This is a genomic window from Parazoarcus communis (assembly GCF_003111665.1).
Classification (GTDB): domain Bacteria; phylum Pseudomonadota; class Gammaproteobacteria; order Burkholderiales; family Rhodocyclaceae; genus Parazoarcus; species Parazoarcus communis_B.
The window spans coordinates 1,959,730-1,980,965 of sequence record NZ_CP022188.1; the positions used below are offsets into that span (position 1 = coordinate 1,959,730).

The 21,236-nt window shown below is 62.6% G+C and carries 15 protein-coding genes and 1 riboswitch; of the genes, 11 read left to right on the forward strand and 4 right to left on the reverse strand.

The window, feature by feature from the left end:
• Positions 1 to 5: 5 nt before the first annotated feature.
• The 3 genes from CEW87_RS08940 to CEW87_RS08950 form a co-directional block, all read right to left on the reverse strand.
• Positions 6 to 938: a branched-chain amino acid ABC transporter permease gene (locus tag CEW87_RS08940; protein WP_108972367.1), complete on the reverse strand. Its 933-nt coding sequence runs from the start codon at positions 936 to 938 to the stop codon at positions 6 to 8.
• Between the two features lie 131 nt (positions 939 to 1,069).
• On the reverse strand, positions 1,070 to 2,185 hold the full coding sequence (locus CEW87_RS08945) for a branched-chain amino acid ABC transporter substrate-binding protein (protein ID WP_108972368.1): 1,116 nt from the start codon (positions 2,183 to 2,185) through the stop codon (positions 1,070 to 1,072).
• Positions 2,186 to 2,685: 500 nt separating this feature from the next.
• Positions 2,686 to 3,801, reverse strand: coding sequence for a branched-chain amino acid ABC transporter substrate-binding protein (locus CEW87_RS08950; RefSeq protein ID WP_108972369.1), 1,116 nt, complete (start codon positions 3,799 to 3,801; stop codon positions 2,686 to 2,688).
• 111 nt (positions 3,802 to 3,912) lie between these two features.
• Here CEW87_RS08950 and bamE point away from each other — a divergent pair, with 111 nt between their 5' ends.
• The 7 genes from bamE (at position 3,913) to CEW87_RS22385 (ending at position 13,496) form a co-directional block, all read left to right on the forward strand.
• The gene (gene bamE, locus CEW87_RS08955) at positions 3,913 to 4,401 is read left to right on the forward strand and encodes an outer membrane protein assembly factor BamE domain-containing protein (protein WP_108972370.1); all 489 of its coding nucleotides are present in this window, start codon (positions 3,913 to 3,915) and stop codon (positions 4,399 to 4,401) included.
• Positions 4,402 to 4,405: 4 nt separating this feature from the next.
• Positions 4,406 to 5,023 (forward strand): hypothetical protein, encoded by a 618-nt coding sequence (locus CEW87_RS08960; RefSeq protein WP_108972371.1) that lies wholly within the window; start codon positions 4,406 to 4,408, stop codon positions 5,021 to 5,023.
• Between the two features lie 136 nt (positions 5,024 to 5,159).
• A complete protein-coding gene (locus CEW87_RS08965) occupies positions 5,160 to 7,808 on the forward strand; it encodes a type VI secretion system Vgr family protein (protein ID WP_108972372.1) in 2,649 nt (882 codons plus the stop codon).
• A gap of 12 nt (positions 7,809 to 7,820) precedes the next feature.
• Entirely contained in the window at positions 7,821 to 9,983 is a 2,163-nt protein-coding gene (locus CEW87_RS08970) for a hypothetical protein (protein WP_108972374.1), read from the forward strand.
• A 29-nt stretch (positions 9,984 to 10,012) separates the two neighbouring features.
• Positions 10,013 to 11,464, forward strand: coding sequence for a hypothetical protein (locus tag CEW87_RS08975; RefSeq protein ID WP_199917156.1), 1,452 nt, complete (start codon positions 10,013 to 10,015; stop codon positions 11,462 to 11,464).
• Between the two features lie 224 nt (positions 11,465 to 11,688).
• Positions 11,689 to 12,861, forward strand: a complete 1,173-nt coding sequence (locus CEW87_RS08980; protein ID WP_159098119.1) for a hypothetical protein — start codon at positions 11,689 to 11,691, stop codon at positions 12,859 to 12,861.
• Positions 12,858 to 13,496 (forward strand): hypothetical protein, encoded by a 639-nt coding sequence (locus CEW87_RS22385; protein ID WP_159098120.1) that lies wholly within the window; start codon positions 12,858 to 12,860, stop codon positions 13,494 to 13,496. The genes CEW87_RS08980 and CEW87_RS22385 overlap by 4 nt, the downstream gene beginning before the upstream one ends.
• Before the next feature lie 128 nt (positions 13,497 to 13,624).
• Here the strand turns inward: CEW87_RS22385 and CEW87_RS08985 are convergent, their stop codons facing one another.
• Positions 13,625 to 14,710: an IS5 family transposase gene (locus CEW87_RS08985; protein ID WP_075146924.1), complete on the reverse strand. Its 1,086-nt coding sequence runs from the start codon at positions 14,708 to 14,710 to the stop codon at positions 13,625 to 13,627.
• Positions 14,711 to 14,995: 285 nt separating this feature from the next.
• Between CEW87_RS08985 and CEW87_RS08990 the strand changes: the two genes are divergently transcribed.
• From CEW87_RS08990 to metH, 4 genes are all read left to right on the forward strand, one after another.
• Positions 14,996 to 15,637 (forward strand): hypothetical protein, encoded by a 642-nt coding sequence (locus CEW87_RS08990; protein WP_199917157.1) that lies wholly within the window; start codon positions 14,996 to 14,998, stop codon positions 15,635 to 15,637.
• Positions 15,638 to 15,711: 74 nt separating this feature from the next.
• Positions 15,712 to 17,022 (forward strand): hypothetical protein, encoded by a 1,311-nt coding sequence (locus tag CEW87_RS22390; protein ID WP_159098121.1) that lies wholly within the window; start codon positions 15,712 to 15,714, stop codon positions 17,020 to 17,022.
• A 16-nt stretch (positions 17,023 to 17,038) separates the two neighbouring features.
• On the forward strand, positions 17,039 to 17,305 hold the full coding sequence (locus CEW87_RS09000; protein ID WP_108972383.1) for a PAAR domain-containing protein: 267 nt from the start codon (positions 17,039 to 17,041) through the stop codon (positions 17,303 to 17,305).
• Positions 17,306 to 17,349: 44 nt separating this feature from the next.
• Positions 17,350 to 17,422: riboswitch (S-adenosyl-L-homocysteine riboswitch) on the forward strand.
• A 77-nt stretch (positions 17,423 to 17,499) separates the two neighbouring features.
• The gene (gene metH, locus CEW87_RS09005) at positions 17,500 to 21,186 is read left to right on the forward strand and encodes a methionine synthase (RefSeq protein WP_108972385.1); all 3,687 of its coding nucleotides are present in this window, start codon (positions 17,500 to 17,502) and stop codon (positions 21,184 to 21,186) included.
• Positions 21,187 to 21,236: the final 50 nt, after the last annotated feature.

Here is a 21,236-nt window from a genome sequence, read left to right on the forward strand (position 1 = left end):
CTCCCTTATGCCCGGTCCGACACGCGTTCGCCGAGCAGGCCGGTGGGCTTGAAGATCAGCACCAGGCCCAGAATGATGAAGGCGAAGATGTCCTGGTAGGACGAGTTGAGGAAGCCGAAGGTCAGGTGCTCGATGTAGCCCGCGCCGAGCGACTCGACCAGCCCCAGCACAATGCCGCCGAGCATGGCGCCGCCGAGGTTGCCGATGCCGCCGAGCACAGCTGCGGTAAAGGCCTTGAGGCCGGGCATGAAGCCCATGCCGTAGTGGGCAATGCCGTAGTTGCTGGCGAACATCACGCCGGCGACGGCGGCCAGTGCGGCACCGATGACGAAGGTGAACGCGATCACGGTGTTGGTGTCGACACCCATCAGGCTGGCGACGCGGTGGTTCTCTGCGGTGGCGCGCATGGCACGGCCGATGCGGGTTTTATTCACCAGCAGGCTGAGACCGATCATGATCAGCGCCGACGAGATGATGATGAAGATCTGCACCGGGGTCACAAACACGCCTTCGATGGGCTGCATCGGGGTGGTCGAGATCAGCTGCGGGAAGGTGTGGTAGTTGCGTCCCCAGATGATCATGGCCAGGGTCTGCAGCAGGAAGGACATGCCGATGGCGGTGATCAGCGGTGCCAGGCGCGGGGCGTTGCGCAGTCGTCGGTAGGCCAGACGTTCCATGGCGTAGCCGATCATCATGCACACCGGTATCGCCACCATCAGCGAGATCGTCAGCATCGTGATCGGAGACATGCCCGGGGCTACGCCCATCAGGAACATCATGGTCTGCAGGGCGGTCAGGGCGCCAACCATGAGCACGTCGCCGTGGGCAAAGTTGATCAGGCCGAGAATGCCGTAAACCATCGTGTAGCCAAGCGCGATCAGTGCGTAGACGCTTCCGATCACCAGGCCATTCAGAACTTGCTGGATGAGAGTTTCCATCGTGGTCTTTTGGAAGGGTGAGACAAGAGAAGGGGTAAGGGCTGAAAGGCCGGGGCGGCTGTGAACGCTGGCAGCGCGGCTCTGCAGGCCTTACACCTCGAAAACCGGGGGCTTTCGCCCCCGGAACGGGATTACATCGCGACCCAGTTGCCGTCCTTGAACTGATACAGGGTGATGGCGCCTTCCTTGATGTCGCCCTTCTCGTCGAACGCGACATTGCCGGTTACGCCCGGAACAGACGAGGCCTTGAGCGCGGGCAGGTACTTGCTCGGCTCGACCGAATCGGCCTTCTGCATGGCCGTGATCATGGCAGTGGCCGCATCGTAGGCATACGGCGAGTAGATCTGCACATCGGCGCCGAAGCGCTTCTTGAAGCGATCGCGGAACTCGGCGCCGCCAGGCATCTTGTCGAGCGGCAGGCCCGCCATCGAGCAATAGGCCGAGCTGCCGATGGCCTCACCCGCAAGCTTGATCATCTCCGGGCTGCAGCCACCGTCTCCGGTGACGAACTTGGCCGTTACGCCGAGCTGCTTGAGCTGGCGCAGCATCGGGCCGCCCTGCGCATCCATGCCGCCGAAGAAGATCACGTCCGGGTTGGTGGCGCGGATCTTGGTCAGGATGGCATTGAAGTCGGTGGCCTTGTCGGTGGTGAACTCGCGCGCAACGATCTGGGCGCCGCCGGCTTTCGCTGCCTTCTCGGTTTCGTCGGCCAGACCCTGACCATAAGCAGTGCGGTCATCGATAATTGCGATTTTCTTCGCGCCCAGGGGGCCGACCATGAACTTGCCCAGCGCCGAGCCCTGCTGCACATCGTTGGCGATGGTGCGGAAGATGCCCTTGTAGCCTTGCTGGGTGAGCTTGGGGTTGGTCGCAGACGGCGAAATCATCGGGATGCCGCCCTGGTCGTAAATGCGCGAGGCCGGAATCGTGGTGCCCGAGTTCAGGTGACCCACGACGCCCTTCACGCCGGCATCGACCAGGCGCTGTGCAACCGTGGTGCCGGTGCGCGGGTCGGCCTGGTCGTCTTCGCCGATGAGCTCGAACTTGACCTTCTTGCCACCGATCGTGATGCCCTTGGCGTTGGCGTCTTCAACCGCCAGACGGGCGCCGTTTTCGTTGTCCTTGCCGAGGTGGGAAATGGTGCCGGTCAGCGGTGCGACGCTGCCGAGTTTCACAACCATTTCCTGGGCGTGGGCGCCCGTGATGCCGAGGCCCATTACCGCGAGTGCAACGATGGTCTTCTTCATTCTTGATCCTCCAGCGAAAGCAATGGTTTACGAGACATTGTCCGATCGGTGTGCTGCGCTCCGGGTCTCATCTCGGGGCTTGCGTGCGACGCCGTACCTGCACTGCCAAGGGTAGCGGAAACGACTGGTATTACCTTTGGCAGCCCCAGGCTGTGCGTATTCTGCACAAAAATACGCATCTGGCGTCTTTGCGCTGTTGCCCTGTTGATGCATTTTGCGTCGTGCATTGCAGCATTGCCGGGTTTCTGGCGGTTCATAAGTCAGGATGACCGATGGCGAATGGCTGTTTAGCGTGGTTATGGGGCGTAGCGAAGCCGATCTGGTGCTGGTGCGTCGCACAATTCATGCCATATTGTGGATAACCCTCATGCCGCGCTGGAGTGATGTCTGCACTTTGAAGATATATGGGTGACGGAGGCACAACGGGACGCCTGTGCGCCCCGTTGTGTCTCCGTCATGTGCGCCCGATGCACCGGAAAGGTGCACCGGGTTTCGCCTGCTTACTTGAGCGCTTCCCACTTCCCGGCCTGGAAGCGGTACATGCTGACACCGCCGTCCTTGATGTCGCCGTTCTTGTCGAAGGCGATGTCGCCGGTTACACCCTTGAATGCGGTCTTTTGCAGTGCGGGCAGGTACTTTGCGGGGTCGCTCGAACCGGCCGTCTTCATGGCTTCGATCATGGCCATCGCCGCGTCGTAGCTGTACGGCGCGTAAAGCTGAACGTCGGTGTTGAAGCGGGCCTTGAAGCGCTTCAGGAAGTCGGCGCCACCGGGCATCTGCTCCAGCGGAATACCGGCCTGGCTGCAATACACGTTGTCGGCCATGGCATCGCCGGCGAGCTTGAGCATCTCGCTGGTGCACACACCGTCGCCACCGAGGTACTTGGCTTCGATGCCGAGCTGGCGCATCTGGCGCAGCATCGGTGCGCCCTGGGCGTCCATGCCGCCATAGAACACGGCGTCCGGCGTCTTGCCCTTGATCTTGGTAAGAATGGCCATGAAGTCGGTGGACTTGTCCGTGGTGAACTCGCGCCCGACCACCTCGATGCCGTATTTCTTGAGGCTTTCGGTGAAGGCGTCGGCCAGGCCCTGACCATAGGCGGTGCGGTCATCGATGATCGCGACCTTCTTCGCCTTGAGGATCTCGGACGCGTAGCGGGCCATTGCGGCGCCCTGCTGCAGGTCATTGGCGATGACGCGGAAGGTGACCTTGTAGCCTTGCTGAGTCAGCTTGGGGCTGGTCGATGAAGGCGTGATCACCGGTACACCGGCCTGCTCATAGACGCGGGAAGCCGGAATCGAGGCGCCGGAGGTGACATGGCCGACCACGCCCTTGACGTCATTGTCGGTCAGGCGTTGCGCGACGGTGGTGGCGGTACGGGGATCGGCCTGGTCGTCTTCGCTGACCAGTTCGAACGTGACCTTCTTGCCGCCAATCATGACGCCCTTGGCGTTGGCATCTTCCACGGCAAGGCGCGCACCAAACTCGCCATCCTTGCCGATGTGAGCGATCGGACCGGTCAGCGGCCCGGCGTGACCGATCTTGACCACTGTCTGTGCTTGCGCGGCACCCATGCCGAGGCCGGCCAGCGCGAGGACGAGAAGGGTATGCTTCATATTGGTATTCTCCGAAGTGTTGCAAATCGACACTGTCCGGGCGTTGCAAAACGCACCGGGAACAGTGATTCTAGCCCATGCCCAAAATTGGGGCACGATCGGGGAGGACGGATGAAGCGCTTTTTGTCGATGCTGTGTGCGCTGCTGGCAAGTCTCGGTATTACTGCCTGTGACTATCTGAACGTGCGCGAACTCAAGCCCGGTGTGTCCACCGCGGCAGAGGTGCGCGAGCGCTTTGGCCCGCCGCAGCAGGAGTGGCATAACGACGATGGTTCGGTGACCTGGGAGTACTCGCGTCAGCCGGAAGGGGCGGAGTGCTACATGATCACCATCGGCACTGACAGCATCCTGCGTGAGATCGATCAGCGCATCAACGAGCAGACCTTTGCCCGCATCGAGCGTGGCATGACCGGCGACGACGTTCGACGGCTGCTGGGCAGGCCGGCATCCAGCCAGTTCTTCCAGCTGAAGCAGCATACCGTCTGGGAGTGGCTCATGGAGCGCAGCACCACCGTCAATGAAGCGGCCTATTTCACCGTTTCCTTCAATAATGAAGGCCGGGTCGTCGAGACCGGGCGCTATTCCAAACCCAAGCGCTGACGCCATGGACTCCGGGCTGTCCTCCATCGTGCGCAAAGCGGTTCGTGCCCTGCTGCTGGTCGGCATGGTGTTTCTGGCGGGCTGCGCGGCGTTCGAGCCGCCACGTCCGTTCACGACCGAGGCGGAGGCGCTGGCGGCGCGCGGCGAGCCGAGCCGGCGGTGGCAGAACGACGACACCACAACCACGCTGGAATACGCCACTCAGCCCTATGGGCACAGTTGTTTGATGATTCAGGTGGACCCGGGCGGCATCGTGTTGCGCCAATGGGATGCGCTGAGCGACGACAACCTGGCGCGTGTGCGCAAGGGCATGAGTCCGGACGAGGTCTCGCGCCTGCTCGGTCAGCATCGCTCGGAGCAGACCTTCCCGCTGTCGGGCGAAACCGTCTGGGACTGGAACATCCGCAACTACGGCCCGGGCATCGCCACGCTGTTCAATGTGCATTTCATGGATGGCAAGGTGCTGCGCACCAGCCAGTCCTATGTGTATCCACCCGAGTACGGCGTATTCGCCCCCTGGGGCGTGCGTCCCTTCGGCTATCCCTTCGCCGATCCGTTCTATCGCGGCTTTCCGCCACCGCGCCGGCGCCTCCCGCCGCCCCTGCCGCCACTCAAGCGCTGACCGCCCGCCGCAGCGCCTGATTCTGCCGCTGCACACAACTGGCAGACGCACGTCTGTGTATATGCAAAATGGGTTTGCCGGCCGCCTCGCCTTTGTTACAATCGGCCCGAACTAATGCCATCGGTATTTTTCGGTCATGACCTCCTCGCTGTCGGGTGTGCTTGCTGCGCTGTTTCCCTATTCGGATCACGCACGCCTGCTTTCCCTGCAACTCGATGACGGCGACCCGGCCGGCGACCAGCTTGTCGTGCAGCGTCTGCGCGGCCGCGAGGCGCTCTCCGAATGTCCTGCATTTGATCTGGACTGTCTGGCCCTGAATGCGAACATCGAGGCCAAGGCGCTGCTGGGGCGCCGGGCCAGCGTGCGCCTGAGCGAGGGCGTGGGCTTTGGCGCAGCACGCTGGTTCAACGGCATCGTGACCGCGGTCGCACCGGGTGAAGCCGATGGCGGGCGGCGCCGTTACCGCCTCACCTTGCGCCCCGCATTTGCCTTGCTGGACGTGGCGCGTAGCGCCTGGATTCACCTCGAACGCAGCGTGCCCGACATCATCGACGCCGAGCTTTCGCGCTGGCAGGCCGGCATGGCCGATCTCCAGTGGCGTTTCGATCTGCTCAGTACCTATCCCGTTCGCAGCTACACCGCGCTCTATGCCGAGTCTCCGCTTGCGTTCATCGAACGGCTCTGCGCCGAGGAGGGCATCGGCTACCGCTTCGAACATCCATCGCCTGAAGACGCGCCCGTCGGCACCACGATCCTCGTCTTTTTCGACGACTCGTCGTCCTTGCCGATGAACCCACAGACGCTCACCCGCTTTCATGCGGCCGATACCATGGGCGAAGAGGGGGCGATCGACCGCTGGGCGAGCGCGCGCGTCATCGTCCCGGGTGCCACCGCGATGACGAGCTGGGAGTACAAGGACACGCGGGTGCTCGCAGCAACTGTGCCGACCACCCACCAGCACGGTGCCGCAAGCGCACTGGCCTCCACGCTCGAGGATTTCGCGCCGCAATCGCAGTACTACGGCGCAGGGGCAGCCGATTTCGAGCGTTATGCGCGATTGCGTATCGAGGCGTTCGAAGCGCAGGCGAAGGTCTTCGACGGGGCCGGCTCGGTCAGGTCTTTTGTCCCAGGTACGGCGACCGAGATCGACGGCCATTTCGACGATGCCGATGCCGGCTCGAAGGATGCGCGCTGCTATCTGCTGCTGTCGGTCGATCACGACGCCTGCAATAACCTTCCGTCCGATTTAGCCGGCGAGCCTGCCGTGAGCGGGCTCGAACCGGGTTACCGCAACGGCTTTACCGCGATGCGTCAGTCGGTCGTGTGGCGCCCCGCGTTCGACAGCACACATCACGCGAAACCCGTCGCGCGCGGATTGCAGACAGCTCAGGTGGTCGGCGCCGAGGGGCGCGAGATCGACGTCGACGAGTATGGCCGGGTACTGGTGCAGTTTCACTGGGATCGCGAGCAGCGCAACACCTGCCGCCTGCGGGTCGCCAACGCCCTGTCCGGCAGTGGCTGGGGCATGCAGACCCTGCCACGGGTGGGGCAGGAGGTGCTGGTCGATTTCATCGAAGGCGACATCGACCGTCCCATGGTCATCGGTGCCGTCCATAACGGGCGCCACATGCCGCCTCGCTTCTCCGGTGAAGGCAGCCTGCCCGCCAATCACGCCTTGTCAGGCATCCAGACACGGGAGTTCGGCGGCGGGCGTGGGTATGGCGAACTGCTGTTTGACGATACGGGCGGACAACTCCGCACCAAGCTCTCGTCCGAACACGCGAGCACGCAACTCAATCAGGGCTGGCTGTGCACGCCGCGCGCCGAGGGCCAGGCCGAACCGCGTGGCGAGGGCTTCGAACTTCGCTCCGACGCCGCGGGTTCGGTGCGAGGTGCCAAGGGGCTGTTGCTCACAGCGTTTGGCCGCCTGCGCGCGAGCGGTGCCCAGCTCTCGCGCGAAGAAACCGCAAGCCTGATGGACGAATGCCTGCAGCTGTTCCGTCAGCTTGGCGACTATGCGCAACGTCACGAGGCCGGGGCAAGCGAGCCCGGCCCGCACGCAAAGCTGAACGACGACTTCAAGCAGTGGGAAAACGGCTCAAATACCGCGACCGGCGGGGCCGGGGGCGGTTCGCCGCTGATTGCGGTCACGGCGCCGGCGGGCGTGCATGTCAGTTCGCCCCGCAGCGTCGTCACCCATGCAGGCAGCACCGTCGACACCGTCGCGCTCCAGCACCTGCAGTTCGCCAGCGGCGAGCGCACCACGCTCAACGCAGGGCAGGGCATGTCGCTGTTCGCGCAGTCGGGCGGCATCAAGCTTATTGCGCACCAGGGCAAACTGGACTTGCAGTCGCAGCACGACGACACCCGGATCAGTGCGGCGAAGGATCTCAAGCTCGCAGCCAGCGGCGGTCAGCTGCACGGCATGGCGGCAGACGAAATCCTGTTTTCTGTGGCGGGTGGTGCCTACATCAAGCTCGCCGGCGGAAATGTCGAGATCGGCGCGCCCGGTACCGTGCGCGTGCGTGCCGCCAGTCACGACTGGTCCGGCCCGGCGTCGATGTCCAGTGATCTCCCACGCTTCGGCGCCGAAGACCTTGGCCGCACCCCCGTCCTGGTCCGCCCAACCGACGGCGCGCCGGTCGAGGGGCAGCACTTCGAGATCGAGCGACCGGATGGCTCGGTCCTCAAGGGCACAACCGACAGCCAGGGGCGCACTGCCACCGTCAATGGCAGCAGCTTCGAACGTCTCGTCACCCGCTTCTTCCCTTCCGATCCGAGTTGAGTGCCGGCGCTCATGAGTTTCCATCCACCCACATCAGTCCTGTCCGATACCCGCTTCCCGCTTTGTATCGGTGAGTGCATCACACTGCCTGACCAATCGGTTCGTGAGTTTCTGACGCAGTTGCCTCTGCCGGGCGTCGTCATCTTCGTTCATGGCGTGAACTCCGATGGCGAGTGGTTTGACGCTGCAGAAGAGGGGCTGTGCAAGGGGCTCAACAACCGTCTTGCGCGAAACAGCGCGCAGATGAAATACGACGGGGTTGAGGCGGGCGCGCTCAAGCCGGTTCTCTACAGTCCGGAGCTGACGAGCGAGGGATTTGTGCATCCCAAGCGGAGCGACAAAACATTCATCGCTCCCGAACCACACTACTCCCCGGTCATCCGTTTCCGGTGGGGCTACAAGGCCGACATGGAGTCGGTCAAGGAATGGGGCGACAAGGTCTGGCTCAACGAGCATGACTACTGGGGCGGCGGGCCCTTTGCCAACGGCTGCACCTCGCTCGCAGACCTGTGGAGCGAGGGGCTGTACGACCGGCTTTTCTTCTGGATCACGGCGCAACACCTCAATCCGGTGCCGGGGCGCGATGCCTACAGCTGTCCGCATCGTGCCTACTACGTGCATGCAGCATTGCGTCTGACCAAGCTCATCGCCTCGATCCGCAGAAAACAACCGGATTGCCCGGTCACGGTGGTCTGCCACAGCCAGGGCAACATGATCGGCATGGCGGCGGCGTTTCTGGGTGAATCGACGGGGGCGGTGGCTGACACCTATGTGCTGGCCAACCCACCTTACAGCCTGGAGGCATTCAACGGGTTTGACGACTTCAGCCAGCGCTACACGCAAAATGCCAAAGGCGAGTACGGGCGCCAGACTGGCAAGGCGCGCGTCCAGACGCTCAAGTCTTTCTTTGACATCATCCGTAGCCGTCAGACGTGCAAGCAGCCACCCGAGACCATCGATCGGTCCATGGCCAACGAGACACCTCAGGACGGTAGCGCGGGCTTCACCGCCGAGACGGACCTCGTCTGCTATGGGCTGAACGGCAGCACGTACGGTCGGGTTACCCTCTACTGCAACCCCCACGACCAGGTCATCTCGGCGAGCACCGTCAAAGGCATCGGCTGGCTGGGGTTGAGCAGTGAGCAGATTGCGCAGACCGGCGGAGCCGGCGTGTTCAGCCAGCGGGTGTTTGCACAGGGTTGGAAGGTGGGTGAGCTGGGCACCTACGACTATTGGGGACATCGAAAGGAGCTCAATGCTGAACGCAACGCGTCCGGTGCCGGGTTCTGGTTTCCCGCCTCCAAGACCGCCCGCTACTCCGTTGAATCCGGGCTTAGATCAAGCCAGAGCGTGGCCGGCAAAGTCGGCACCGTGGCCGGTGCCCCACTGGCATGGCTTGTAACCAGCATGGCAGACCCGCCCATCAATGCCGATCCACCCCGTCCATGGACAATCCCCGTAGAAGCGCCCCCGCTGCCCGAACCATTCATCCCACAATCGCGGCGTTACGGTGAGGACTCGGATGCCTTTGACGAAGAACACGATCCCGAAGCTGCTGCACGCAATTCATCCAAGGCGCCCCTCAGTCCGGACGACCCTTACGATCGCTTCTCTGCGCCTCTCGACGAAAACGGACAGGCGAAGGTAGTGCCCCGTGGGTCCGAGCAGACCGAAGCCGAGTTGCGCTACGCGCACCGTGCCCGATTGCGCATGGAAGCGAGGCGCGAGAAGCGCGCGGCCGACGACGGCAGCGTGCCCGGTGAAGCCGGCCCCGACGCTGGCGAACCCAATGAGGTGTCCGACGGCTACCGCAAGTGGCGCGCCGAAAGGATCAGTCAGTTCCTGACGGAAACGATCGACCAGAACGCCACTGACCACTCCACCACCATGACCCACCCGATGCATGCGGAGAAGGCGCTGGCCTATGACGTGGCTGTGGGGGTGTGTCGGCTGACGCAGGAGGACTGGAAGGACCTCCGCATTGAGGCCGACTGGCGGTATGCCAACAGGCTCGATCCTGAGCATCCGAGCCGTTCGCTGTCTGAGTACTTTCTTAGCGGACAAATGAAGGGTGAAGGGCTCGACAGGTGGATCAAGACAGGTGAGGGCGGCAGACCTGCACAGATTGTCGATCAGCGCACTCATCCAGCATATGACCCACTGGAGCCACGATAGCGATGGCAGTGACTGTTCGTCGATGGCCCATGAGGCTTGCGCAAAGTCTGGCCGTTTTCGTTCTCTGTTCCATGTTCTTTACCTGGGGCGCCTTGCACGCCGAGACCAAGTACGACACGGGACTCTTTTCTCATCTTTCAGAACTGGAGATTCTTGTGCGCCTGATAACGATACCTGTATTAATTGCAAGCGCGTTCTTCTACCTGTCCGGGTGCTCAACCAGTGGGCCGCATGAGTCGGGAATGGTGCCTGAAAGCGCTGTGGATACAGCCAAGTCCTTCCGCGCCCAAGTTGTGGGCGTTCAGTGGATGAATCCTTTGGTTCGTCGTGACTACTCTACGGAATGGCAGTTGCTATGGACCCTGGGTGCGGCTGCTCCGAACAAGAACGATGACATGGTAAGGACCGAGCCCGAGTCATTCACTACGGTTCAACCCGTTGCTTCAATCGTTTCAAACATAGGACAAAGGAAAAGCTTCCGCAGTGTCTTTCTGCAATATACCGAGGAGATTGTTCGTCCCTTTCGCAACCGGTACGCCAGTAACGCGACCTATTTCTATACGGTTCAGCCCAAGTCTCCGAAGAAATGGCGGGAGTTGGCGGGCATTCATGTCGAGCTAGGACTGCCAGACCGTCAAGACCTCAAGCCGAAGGACGCGGAGGAGGTCATGCGGAACGTCATAATTTCTCTCTTCAGTATTGGTGGCGCCCCGTCCGTTTCCAGTCGCAACACCCCGCCCGATGTTCGTGTTTCAGCAGGTGGGCCGAACGTGGGTTTCAATACGCTGGACGCCGCGCTCACCTACCTTGAGTCTCACCCGAACGAGAGCGTCTGGGCAATGAACTGGGATGTGCCCGAGTTTCCGCTCGACGAGCGTATGAGCGAGAACTTCGCGCTCCTGATCCTCGCAGGCCCGACCTTCGACACCGAGCGCGAGCCCCTTGCCTGGATCGGCCGCCCCGCAACACGCAACGCGAAGGACTTCGAAGTCCAGTCCGGTCAGCCCCGACTGGTACAGGCGTGGCGGGCAGCAATCGACGAGGCCGCCAGCAACGCCGGTCGGCCACTGACCGATGTCGGCTACCTGATCCACGATGCAGGCAAGGCGAGCGACGCCGCCGGCAAGCGACTCGCAACCCTGGGGCAGGCGCTGGGCGAACCGCTGCCCGAGTTCGACATCCTCAAACAAGGCTTCAACAACACCGCGCTGATGGGCGACACGGGTGCCGGCACGGCGCTGACAAATGTCGCGCTGGCCATCGCGTACGCACACCACAAGGGCACGCCGGTGCTGGTGGCGGGGACGGCGGAGGCAGATACCGCTGCGGCGGTCGTCATAACGCCGCCCGCCCGCGCCCGCGTGTTCGATTCCGCCAAGGACTGGTTCCGCGCACGGGGTGAGCGCAACGCCTATCTGCCGTGGTGGGGGTTGAGGCGGGATGTAGATTGGTCGCGCTACAGGCAGGGGTATTCGGAATGAGTGCCGTCGCCAGAATTCATCGAACGGCGTTCGCACCCTCGGTATTGCGGGGTCTTGTGATACAGCGATTGGGAATGCTTGCGACCATCTGCGTTGCGCTGCTTAGTCTCGCCGCCTGCTCTACGAACGCTACGAAGGCCTCGGGAAGCGCCCTTGAGAGCGCCGAGGCGGAAACGCAACCACAACCACAACCATTCCGTGCTCAGCTCGTAGGCGTTCAATGGATGAATCCTTTGGTCCGTCGTGACTATCCGACTGAATGGCAGTTGCTATGGACCTTGGCTGTAACGTCACCAAACAAAAATGACGATATGGTTAGAACCGATCCCCAGTCATTCACGACGGTTCAACCTGTAGCGTCAATCGCGTCAAACATGTTTAAAGATAAGACGATTGAAGACTTCTTCTTCTCCTATGTGGATGAGATCTTTCGCCCGTTCAGAAATCGATACGCGAGTAACCCTAATTACTTTTATACCGTCCAGCCAAAGTCACAGAAGCTGTGGAGAGAGTTGGCGGGCATTCATGTCGAAATGGCTTTGCCAGACCGGCCCGACCTGAACGCTGAGGTTGCAAAGGAAATTGTCCAAAAGGCCATCATTTCGCAGTTCGCAATCGGAGGGCGCCCCACGGTTTCCAGTCGAAATACGCCTCCCGATGTTCGGATCACGGCAGGAAACGCAAACGCGGGTTTCACGTCCCTCTCTGCAGCGCTCGACTATCTTGAGTCGCATCCGACTGAGTCCGTCTGGGCAATGAACTGGGATGCGCCCGAGTTTCCGCTCGACGAGCGCATGAGCGAGAACTTTGCCCTTCTGATCCTCGCAGGCCCGAACTTCGACACCGAACGCGAGCCCCTCGCCTGGATCGGCCGCCCCGCAAAACGCAGCGTGAAGGACTTCGAAGTCCTGCCCGGTCAGCCCCGACTGGTACAGGCGTGGCGGGCAGCAATCGACGAGGCCGCCAGCAACGCGGGTCGGCCACTCACCGATGTCGGCTACCTGATCCACGATGCAGGCAAGGCGAGCGATGCCGCCGGCAAGCGAATCGCAACCCTGGGCCAGGCACTGGGCGAACCGTTGCCCGAATTCGACATCCTCAAACAAGGCTTCAACAACACCGCGCTGATGGGAAATACCGGTGCTGGCACCGCGCTGACCAATGTCGCGCTGGCCGTCGCGTACGCACACCACAAGGGCACGTCGGTGCTGGTGGCCGGGACGGCGGAGGCAGATACCGCTGCGGCTGTTGTCGTCACGCCACCCGCCCGCACCCGCGTGTTCGACCCCTCGAAAGACTGGTTCCGCGCGCGGGGCGGACGCGACGCCTACCTGCCGTGGTGGGGGCTGAGGCGGGATGTAGATTGGTCGCGCTACAGGCAGGGGTATTCGGAATGAGTGTGGGAGAGGTCATCCATCAAGCAGCACGTGAAGTTGTCCGGGGCCGCGACCTGGTGAGGCGATGGGGGCTGTCGTTTGTGTTGACCGGTGTAACGTCTCTGTTAGTCACGGGGTGTTCGTTCGGCGGACCGACACGGGTTGCCGCAGCGACTGCTGGCTCTTCGGTGCTTGACCACCCCTTTCGTGCCCAGGTTGTAGGCGTTCAGTGGCTGAATCCACTGGTTCGTCGCGATTACACGACCGAATGGCAGTTGCTCTGGACTTTAGAATTAGCCTCGCCGAACAGGAACGACGACATGGTTAGGACCGAGCCCAAGTCATTTACTACGGTTCAACCTGTCGCTGCAATCGTGTCGAATTCACCTCAACGTAAGACCTTTGAAGATTTCTATTTCTTTTACACAGAAGAAATCTTTCTCCCTTTCAGAAATCGATATGCGAGCAATCCCACCTATTTCTATACGGTTCAGCCAAGGTCACCGAAGCAATGGAGGGAGCTGGCGGGAATTCATATCGAGTTGGCTTTGCCAGATAGGCCAGATCTTAACAGGGTGTTGAAAATCTCGGGTTCACCTTCGGTTTCCAGTCCCCTGGGAAAAATCGACTTTGAAAATCGCCCGCTTTCCCCGTGATCATGCCGATTCAAGCTGACTTTTCCGTCGATTGTGCTACCGCAAATCAGCAGCGCTCCTGTCGCCGCAAAGACATGGTTTTTCGACTACAACGTTTCCCATCCGCAGGGCGCCAGGGCGCCCGCGAATTACGGCGCCAGCAGATTGCCCAATCTCGTCAGGTTATAAGCCGAGAAATTGAGCAACGCATGCGCACGGATTCGATCCAGCCCACGCGCCATCGCATGGCGCAGCGTGCCGATATCCTTCGCCCAGCCAAAGGCCTCTTCGATCATCTTGCGTCGGCGCAGGCTGACCGCGTAACCGGGGGACGACTTCACCTCATTGGGCACGGCGCTGCCCTTGACCTTGGCCGCGACATGCGGGGCAATGCCCAGCGGCTCGAGCGCGGCGATGAACTCGGCGGTGTCGTACCCCCGGTCGGCCGCCAGCGTCGGCTTGTGCGCCGAATTGCCGGGCTTGATGCTGCGCCTGGCCATCACCAACGCCGCCTCACGCTCAGCGGTTCCGGTGGCGGTCGTAGTGTGGACATCGACGATCAGACCGTGACGATTCTCGGCCAACGCATGCGTGGTGTAGCTCAGGTACGCCACGCCGCCGCCCTTGCTGGCGAGCAGGGCCTGCGGGTCGGTGCGCGAGACGTGCGTCTTGTTCGAGCGCTTCTTGCCGCGAAAGTCCACCTCGGGGTTGCGTCCCTGATCCGGTCCGGGCGGCTCGTCGGAGCCGTCCCGGGCCATCATGCTCTTGTGCGAGGCCCACGCCCGCAACAGCGAGCCGTCGACACTGAAATGCTCGTCCGACACCAGCTCGGCCCATTCGGCGATCGCCACCACGCCACCGAAGAACTCGCGCATCACGCTCTCCTTGAGGAGCCGCTCGCGATTGGCGCTGAACGTCGAGTGATCCCAGACCGGCTCGTCCAGCGTCATGCCGACGAACCACCGGAACATCATGTTGAAATCGATATGCTCGACCAGCGCACGCTCCGAGCGAATCGAAAACAGACATTGCAACAGCGACGCCCGCAACAAGCGTTCCGGTGCAATCGACGGGCGGCCACCATCGGCATACAACGCATCGAATTGCGGCGACATCGTGCGCAGAACCATATCGGCCAGCGTTTTGATCCGGCGCAACGGATGATCCCGGTCAATGCGGTCTTCGATATTGACGTAGCTGAACAGGGCGTTCTGTTTATGGTCGATGCCGCGCATGAGAATAATCAGTTTCTTAATGCAGATGTAATTATATCAGCCTCACAACCCGCATGGATGCTGGAAAACCTATTAAATCAACATCCTGTTAATCCGGATAGTGCAAGTTCGATCATGCGGGAGACAATCACCTCCCAATTCGAGATCGGGGGGGCTCCGTCACTCTCCAGTCGTAGTACTCCGCCCGATATTCGTATAACAGCAGGAAACGCGAACGCGGGGTTTACTTCGCTCTCTGCTGCGCTCGACTATCTTGAGTCGCATCCGACTGGGTCCGTCTGGGCAATGAACTGGGATGCGCCCGAGTTTCCGCTCGACGAGCGCATGAGCGAGAACTTCGCCCTGCTGATCCTCGCAGGCCCGAACTACGACACCGAGCGCGAGCCCCTTGCCTGGGTCGGCCGCCCCGCAACACGCAACGCGAACGACTTCGAAGTACAGTCCGGTCAGCCCCGACTGGTACAGGCGTGGCGAGCAGCAATCGACGAGGCCGCCTACAACGCCGGTCGGCCACTCACCGATGTCGGCTACCTGATCCACGATGCAGGCAAGGCGAGCGATGCCGCCGGCAAGCGAATCGCAACCCTGGGCCAGGCACTGGGCGAACCGTTGCCCGAATTCGACATCCTCAAACAAGGCTTCAACAACACCGCGTTGATGGGAGATACCGGTGCTGGCACCGCACTGACCAATGTCGCGCTGGCCATCGCGTACGCACACCACAAGGGCACGCCGGTGCTGGTGGCGGGGACGACGGAGGCAGATACCGCTGCGGCTGTTGTCGTAACGCCACCCGCCCGTGCTCGCGTGTTCGACCCCGCCAACGACTGGTTCCGTGCGCGCGGTGAGCGCAATGCCTATCTGCCGTGGTGGGGGTTGAGGCGGGATGTAGATTGGTCGCGCTACAGGCAGGGGTATTCGGAATGAGTGCCGTCGCCAGAATTCATCGAACGGCGTTCGCACCCTCGGTATTGCGGGGTCTTGTGATACAGCGATTGGGAATGCTTGCGACCATCTGCGTTGCGCTTCTTAGTCTCGCCGCCTGCTCTACGAACGCTACGAAGGCCTCGGGAAGCACTCTTGAAAGTGTTGATGCGGTAACGCAACCATTTCGTGCTCAAGTCGTCGGTGTGCAGTGGTTAAATCCGTTGGTCCGTCGTGACTACCCAACCGAGTGGCAGCTGCTATGGACTTTACGGTTAGCCGCACCGAACGGGGATGACTATAAGGTCAAGACGAAGTCCCAGAAATTCACCACCGTTCAGCCCGTTGCTTCAATCGTTTCAACGTGGGATGGTCGAGTCACTTTCACGCGCTTCCTGGGCGGGTACGTTCGTGAAGTACTACTCCCGTTCCGCCACCGCTACGCAGCAAGCCCGACCTATTTCTACACGGTGCAGCCCGAGTCACAAAAGCTTTGGCGAGAACTGGCCGGCATACACATTGAGCTTGCGATCCCGGCTCGACAGGATCTGAACCCGGTAGAGGCTGCCAGCATTGTGCAGAAAGCCATCATTTCCCAGTTCGGGATCGGCGGGCGGCCCTCCATCTCCAGTCGCAGTACTCCGCCCGATGTTCGTGTCTCGGCAGGCAACTCAAACATTGGTTTTACTTCCCTTTCTGCGGCGCTCGACTATCTCCAGTCTCACCCAAGTGAAACCGTCTGGGCTATGACCTGGGATGCGCCAGAGCACCCCCGCGACGAACGGATGAGCGAAAACATTGCGATTTTGATCCTCGCAGGCCCGACCTTCGACACCGAGCGCGAGCCCCTTGCCTGGATCGGCCGCCCCGCAACACGCAACGCGAAGGACTTCGAAGTCCAGGCCGGTCAGCCCCGACTGGTGCAGGCGTGGCGGGCAGCAGTCGACGAGGCCGCCAGCAACGCCGGTCGGCCACTGACCGATGTCGGCTACCTGATCCACGATGCAGGCAAGGCGAGCGACGCCGCCGGCAAGCGACTCACAACGCTGGGGCAGGCGCTGGGCGAGCCGTTGCCCGAATTCGACATCCTCAAACAAGGCTTCAACAACACCGCGCTGATGGGCGACACGGGGGCCGGCACGGCGCTGACCAATGTCGCGCTGGCCATCGCCTACGCACACCACAAGGGCACGCCGGTGCTGGTGGCGGGGACGACGGAGCCAGATACCGCTGCGGCTGTTGTCGTCACGCCACCCGCCCGCGCCCGTGTCTTCGATCCCGCCAAAGACTGGTTCCGCGCCCGCGGTGAGCGCAATGCCTATCTGCCGTGGTGGGGGTTGCGGCGTGATGTGGATTGGTCGCGCTACAGGCAGGGGTATTCGGAATGAAGAAAGGAGCGCGAACATGCGCGGTGTGATTCGGCTGGGCGATCCGACCAGCCACGGCGGCCGGGTGGTAAGTACTGGCGCGAGATCAGTGGTCATGGGGCGCACGGTGGCGGTGCTTGGCGACCGCTGTGTGTGTCCGCGCAAGGGGCATGGCAACTGCGTGATTGCCGAGGGCGATCCGGACGTGCTGCTGGACGGAAAGCCGGTGGCTTTCGACGGGCACCGCACAAGTTGCGGTGCGCAGTTGATGTCGACGGTGCCGGCCAGTGGGCGAGGGGGCTGATTTCCGGCTCGACAGCTGCGACAAAAACCCAGTAAAATCCGCCCCTTGCCAAGGAGCGTTGCGACCCGGAATCTAGCCGGGCCAGGCTTGGCAACTGAACAACGGCGCTCGCAAACCAATCAGCCGGGTTTGCCGCGCCGTTTATTTTTGGCCGTGCTACCCGCTGTGCATTAACCGCAGATCGAGGTAGAACCATGCAAGCCGACCGCTCCGACGAAATTCGCCAGCAACTCGCCCAACGCATCCTGATTCTGGATGGCGCCATGGGCACGATGATCCAGCAATACAAGCTGGGCGAGGCGGATTACCGCGGCACGCGCTTCCTCGATCATCCGCGCGACCTCAAGGGCAACAACGACCTGCTGGTGCTCACGCGCCCGGACGTGGTCAGCGAAATCCACCGCGCCTATCTCGACGCCGGCGCCGACATCATCGAGACCTGCTCGTTCAACGCCACCAAGGTGTCGCAGGCGGAATACGGCCTTGCCGATCTGGCCTACGAGATCAACTTCGCCAGCGCCCGCCTGGTGCGCGAACTGTGCGACGAATTCACTGCGAAGAACCCGGCTAAGCCGCGTTACTGCGCCGGCGTGCTGGGGCCGACCTCGCGCACGCTGTCGATCTCGCCCGACGTCAACGACCCCGGCTACCGCAACATCAGCTTCGACGCCCTGGTCGACGACTACTATGACGCCGCCAAAGCGCAGATGGAAGGCGGCGCCGACCTGCTGCTGATCGAAACCATCTTCGACACGCTTAACGCCAAGGCTGCGGTCTTTGCCATCGAAAAGCTCTTCGAAGACCTCGACCGCCGTCTGCCGGTGATGATCTCCGGCACCATTACCGACGCCTCCGGCCGCACCCTGTCGGGGCAGACCGCCGAAGCGTTCTGGAACTCCCTGTCGCACGCGCTGCCGATCTCATTTGGCCTCAACTGCGCGCTCGGCGCCAAGGAGCTGCGGGCCTACGTCGATGAGCTGTCCACCGTGTGCGACACCTTCGTCTCCGCCCACCCCAACGCCGGCCTGCCCAACCCGCTCGCGCCCACCGGTTACGATGAAACGCCCGAGCAACTCGCCACCGCGGTGGTCGAGTGGGCACAGTCGGGGCTGGTCAACATCCTCGGCGGCTGCTGCGGCACCACGCCCGCGCACATCGCCGCCATCGCCCAGGCCGTGGCCAAGCTGCCGCCGCGCGTCGTGCCCGAAATCGAGAAGAAGATGCGCCTGTCGGGCCTCGAGCCCTTCAATGTCAGCGCCGACAGCCTGTTCGTGAACGTCGGCGAGCGCACCAACGTGACTGGCTCCAAGGCCTTCGCCCGCATGATCCTCGAAGGCCGCTTCGACGACGCGCTCGCGGTTGCACGCCAGCAGGTGGAGAACGGTGCCCAGATCATCGACATCAACATGGACGAAGCCATGCTCGATTCGATGGCCGCCATGGAGCGCTTCCTCAAGCTCATCGCCACCGAGCCGGACATCTCGCGCGTGCCCATCATGCTCGACTCGTCCAAGTGGGACGTGATCGAGGCCGGCCTGAAGTGCATCCAGGGCAAGGGCGTGGTCAACTCCATCTCGATGAAGGAAGGCGAGGAGAGCTTCCTGCGCCAGGCCAAGCTGGCCCGCCGTTACGGCGCCGCCGTGATCGTGATGGCCTTCGACGAGAAGGGCCAGGCCGACACCTACGCGCGCAAGATCGAGATCTGCGAACGCGCCTACAAACTGCTCACGGGCATCGGCTTCCCGCCGGAAGACATCGTCTTCGACCCTAACATCTTCGCCATCGCCACCGGTATCGAAGAGCACGACAACTACGCGGTCGACTTCATCCAGAGCGTGGCCTGGATCAAACAGAACCTGCCGCACGCCAAGACCTCGGGCGGCGTCTCCAACGTGTCCTTCTCCTTCCGCGGCAACGACCCGGTGCGCGAGGCCATCCACACCGTCTTCCTGTATCACGCGGTCAAGGCGGGGCTGACGATGGGTATCGTCAATGCCGGCATGCTCGGTGTGTACGACGACCTCGACCCCGCCCTGCGCGAAACGGTCGAGGACGTGGTGCTCAACCGCAAGCCCGGTGCGGGCGAGGCGCTGGTCGAGATCGCGCAGTCGGTCAAAGGCCAGGTCAAGGACAAGGGGCCGGATCTCGCCTGGCGCGAATGGGATGTGGAAAAGCGCCTGTCGCACGCGCTGGTCAAGGGCATCACCGAGTTCGTCGTGGCCGACACCGAAGAGGTGCGCGCCAAGCTCGAAGCCGCAGGCAAGCCGCCGCTGGCCGTGATCGAAGGCCCGCTGATGGCCGGCATGGACGTGGTGGGCGACCTCTTCGGCGCGGGCAAGATGTTCCTGCCGCAGGTGGTGAAATCCGCCCGCGTCATGAAGCAGGCCGTCGCCCACCTCATCCCCTACATCGAAGCGGAAAAGCTGCGCACCGGCTCCACCAGCAAGGGCCGCATCGTCATCGCCACGGTGAAGGGCGATGTGCACGACATCGGCAAGAACATCGTCGGCGTGGTGCTCGGCTGCAACGGCTATGAAGTGATCGACCTCGGCGTAATGGTGCCGACCGAGAAGATCCTCAACGCCGCGCGCGAACACGGCGCCCAGGCCATCGGCCTGTCCGGCCTCATCACCCCGTCGCTGGAGGAGATGAGCCACGTCGCTGCCGAAATGCAGCGTCAGGGCTTCGACGTGCCGCTGCTCATCGGTGGCGCCACCACCAGCCGCGCTCACACTGCCATCAAGATCGCGCCGCACTACGGTCAGCCGGTGGTCTATGTGCCCGACGCCTCGCGCGCGGTCGGCGTGGTCACCGCGCTGCTGTCCGAAGGCGGCGCGGCCGAGTTCAAGTCTCAGCTCGCGGCCGACTACGACAAGCTGCGCGCCCAGCACGCTAACAAGAAGGGTGTGCAACTGGTCAGCCTCGAAGCAGCGCGCGCCAACGCCTTCAACCCGCTGGCCGACGCCGCCTACGTGCCGGCCGAGCCCAACACGCTGGGCGTGGTGGCGCTCGACGTCGATCTGGCCGAACTGCGCGAGTACATCGACTGGGCGCCCTTCTTCCAGACCTGGGATCTGGCGGGCAGCTTCCCGAAGATTCTCGATGACGAGATCGTGGGCGAAACCGCGCGCGAAGTGTTTGCGGACGGCCAGGCCATGCTGGAAGACATCATCGCCGGTCAGTGGGTGCAGGCGCGGGCCGTGTTCGGCCTTTTCCCCGCCAACAGCGTGGGTGACGACATCGAACTCTATGCCGACGAATCCCGCGACGCAGCGATGATGACCTGGTTCGGCCTGCGCCAGCAGCACGAACGCCCCGCCGGCAAGCCGCACTGGTGTCTGGCCGACTTTGTCGCCCCCAAGGCCAGCGGCGTGCGCGACTGGTGCGGCGCCTTCGCGGTCACGGCCGGTCTGGGTATCGAGCACAAGCTGGCCGAGTTCGAGGCCGCCCACGACGACTACCGCGCCATCATGCTCAAGAGCCTGGCCGACCGTCTGGCCGAAGCCACTGCCGAATGGCTGCACGAGCGTGTGCGCAAGGAATACTGGGGCTACGCCCCCGACGAAGCGCTGGACAATGCCGCGCTGGTCAAGGAGCAATACCGCGGCATCCGCCCCGCGCCCGGCTACCCCGCGTGTCCGGATCACACCGTCAAGGCGGCCGTGTTCCAGCTGCTCGACGTGCCCGCGAACACCGGCATGGGGCTCACCGAGTCCATGGCCATGACCCCCGCGGCAGCCGTGTCCGGCTTCTACTTCGCCCACCCCGAAAGCCACTACTTCGCGATCAGCAAGATCGGCTCCGATCAGGTCGCCGACTGGGCAAAGCGCACCGGCATGAGCCTGACGGAAGCGGAGCGCTGGCTGGCACCGCTGCTTTGAAGCGAGACGGCGCATCCAGGCTGGATGCGCCGTCAGCCCTAAGGCGGGGC

Coding starts and splice junctions, on each gene's coding strand:
- CEW87_RS08940 (WP_108972367.1), bottom strand. CDS start 938: ATGGAAACTCTCATCCAGCAAGTTCTGAATGGCCTGGTGATCGGAAGC.
- bamE (WP_108972370.1), top strand. CDS start 3,913: ATGAAGCGCTTTTTGTCGATGCTGTGTGCGCTGCTGGCAAGTCTCGGT.
- CEW87_RS08945 (WP_108972368.1), bottom strand. CDS start 2,185: ATGAAGAAGACCATCGTTGCACTCGCGGTAATGGGCCTCGGCATCACG.
- CEW87_RS08950 (WP_108972369.1), bottom strand. CDS start 3,801: ATGAAGCATACCCTTCTCGTCCTCGCGCTGGCCGGCCTCGGCATGGGT.
- CEW87_RS09000 (WP_108972383.1), top strand. CDS start 17,039: ATGCGCGGTGTGATTCGGCTGGGCGATCCGACCAGCCACGGCGGCCGG.
- CEW87_RS08960 (WP_108972371.1), top strand. CDS start 4,406: ATGGACTCCGGGCTGTCCTCCATCGTGCGCAAAGCGGTTCGTGCCCTG.
- CEW87_RS08990 (WP_199917157.1), top strand. CDS start 14,996: ATGAACTGGGATGCGCCCGAGTTTCCGCTCGACGAGCGCATGAGCGAG.
- CEW87_RS08970 (WP_108972374.1), top strand. CDS start 7,821: ATGAGTTTCCATCCACCCACATCAGTCCTGTCCGATACCCGCTTCCCG.
- metH (WP_108972385.1), top strand. CDS start 17,500: ATGCAAGCCGACCGCTCCGACGAAATTCGCCAGCAACTCGCCCAACGC.
- CEW87_RS08975 (WP_199917156.1), top strand. CDS start 10,013: ATGAGGCTTGCGCAAAGTCTGGCCGTTTTCGTTCTCTGTTCCATGTTC.
- CEW87_RS22390 (WP_159098121.1), top strand. CDS start 15,712: ATGCTTGCGACCATCTGCGTTGCGCTTCTTAGTCTCGCCGCCTGCTCT.
- CEW87_RS08985 (WP_075146924.1), bottom strand. CDS start 14,710: ATGCGCGGCATCGACCATAAACAGAACGCCCTGTTCAGCTACGTCAAT.
- CEW87_RS08965 (WP_108972372.1), top strand. CDS start 5,160: ATGACCTCCTCGCTGTCGGGTGTGCTTGCTGCGCTGTTTCCCTATTCG.
- CEW87_RS22385 (WP_159098120.1), top strand. CDS start 12,858: ATGAGTGTGGGAGAGGTCATCCATCAAGCAGCACGTGAAGTTGTCCGG.
- CEW87_RS08980 (WP_159098119.1), top strand. CDS start 11,689: ATGAATCCTTTGGTCCGTCGTGACTATCCGACTGAATGGCAGTTGCTA.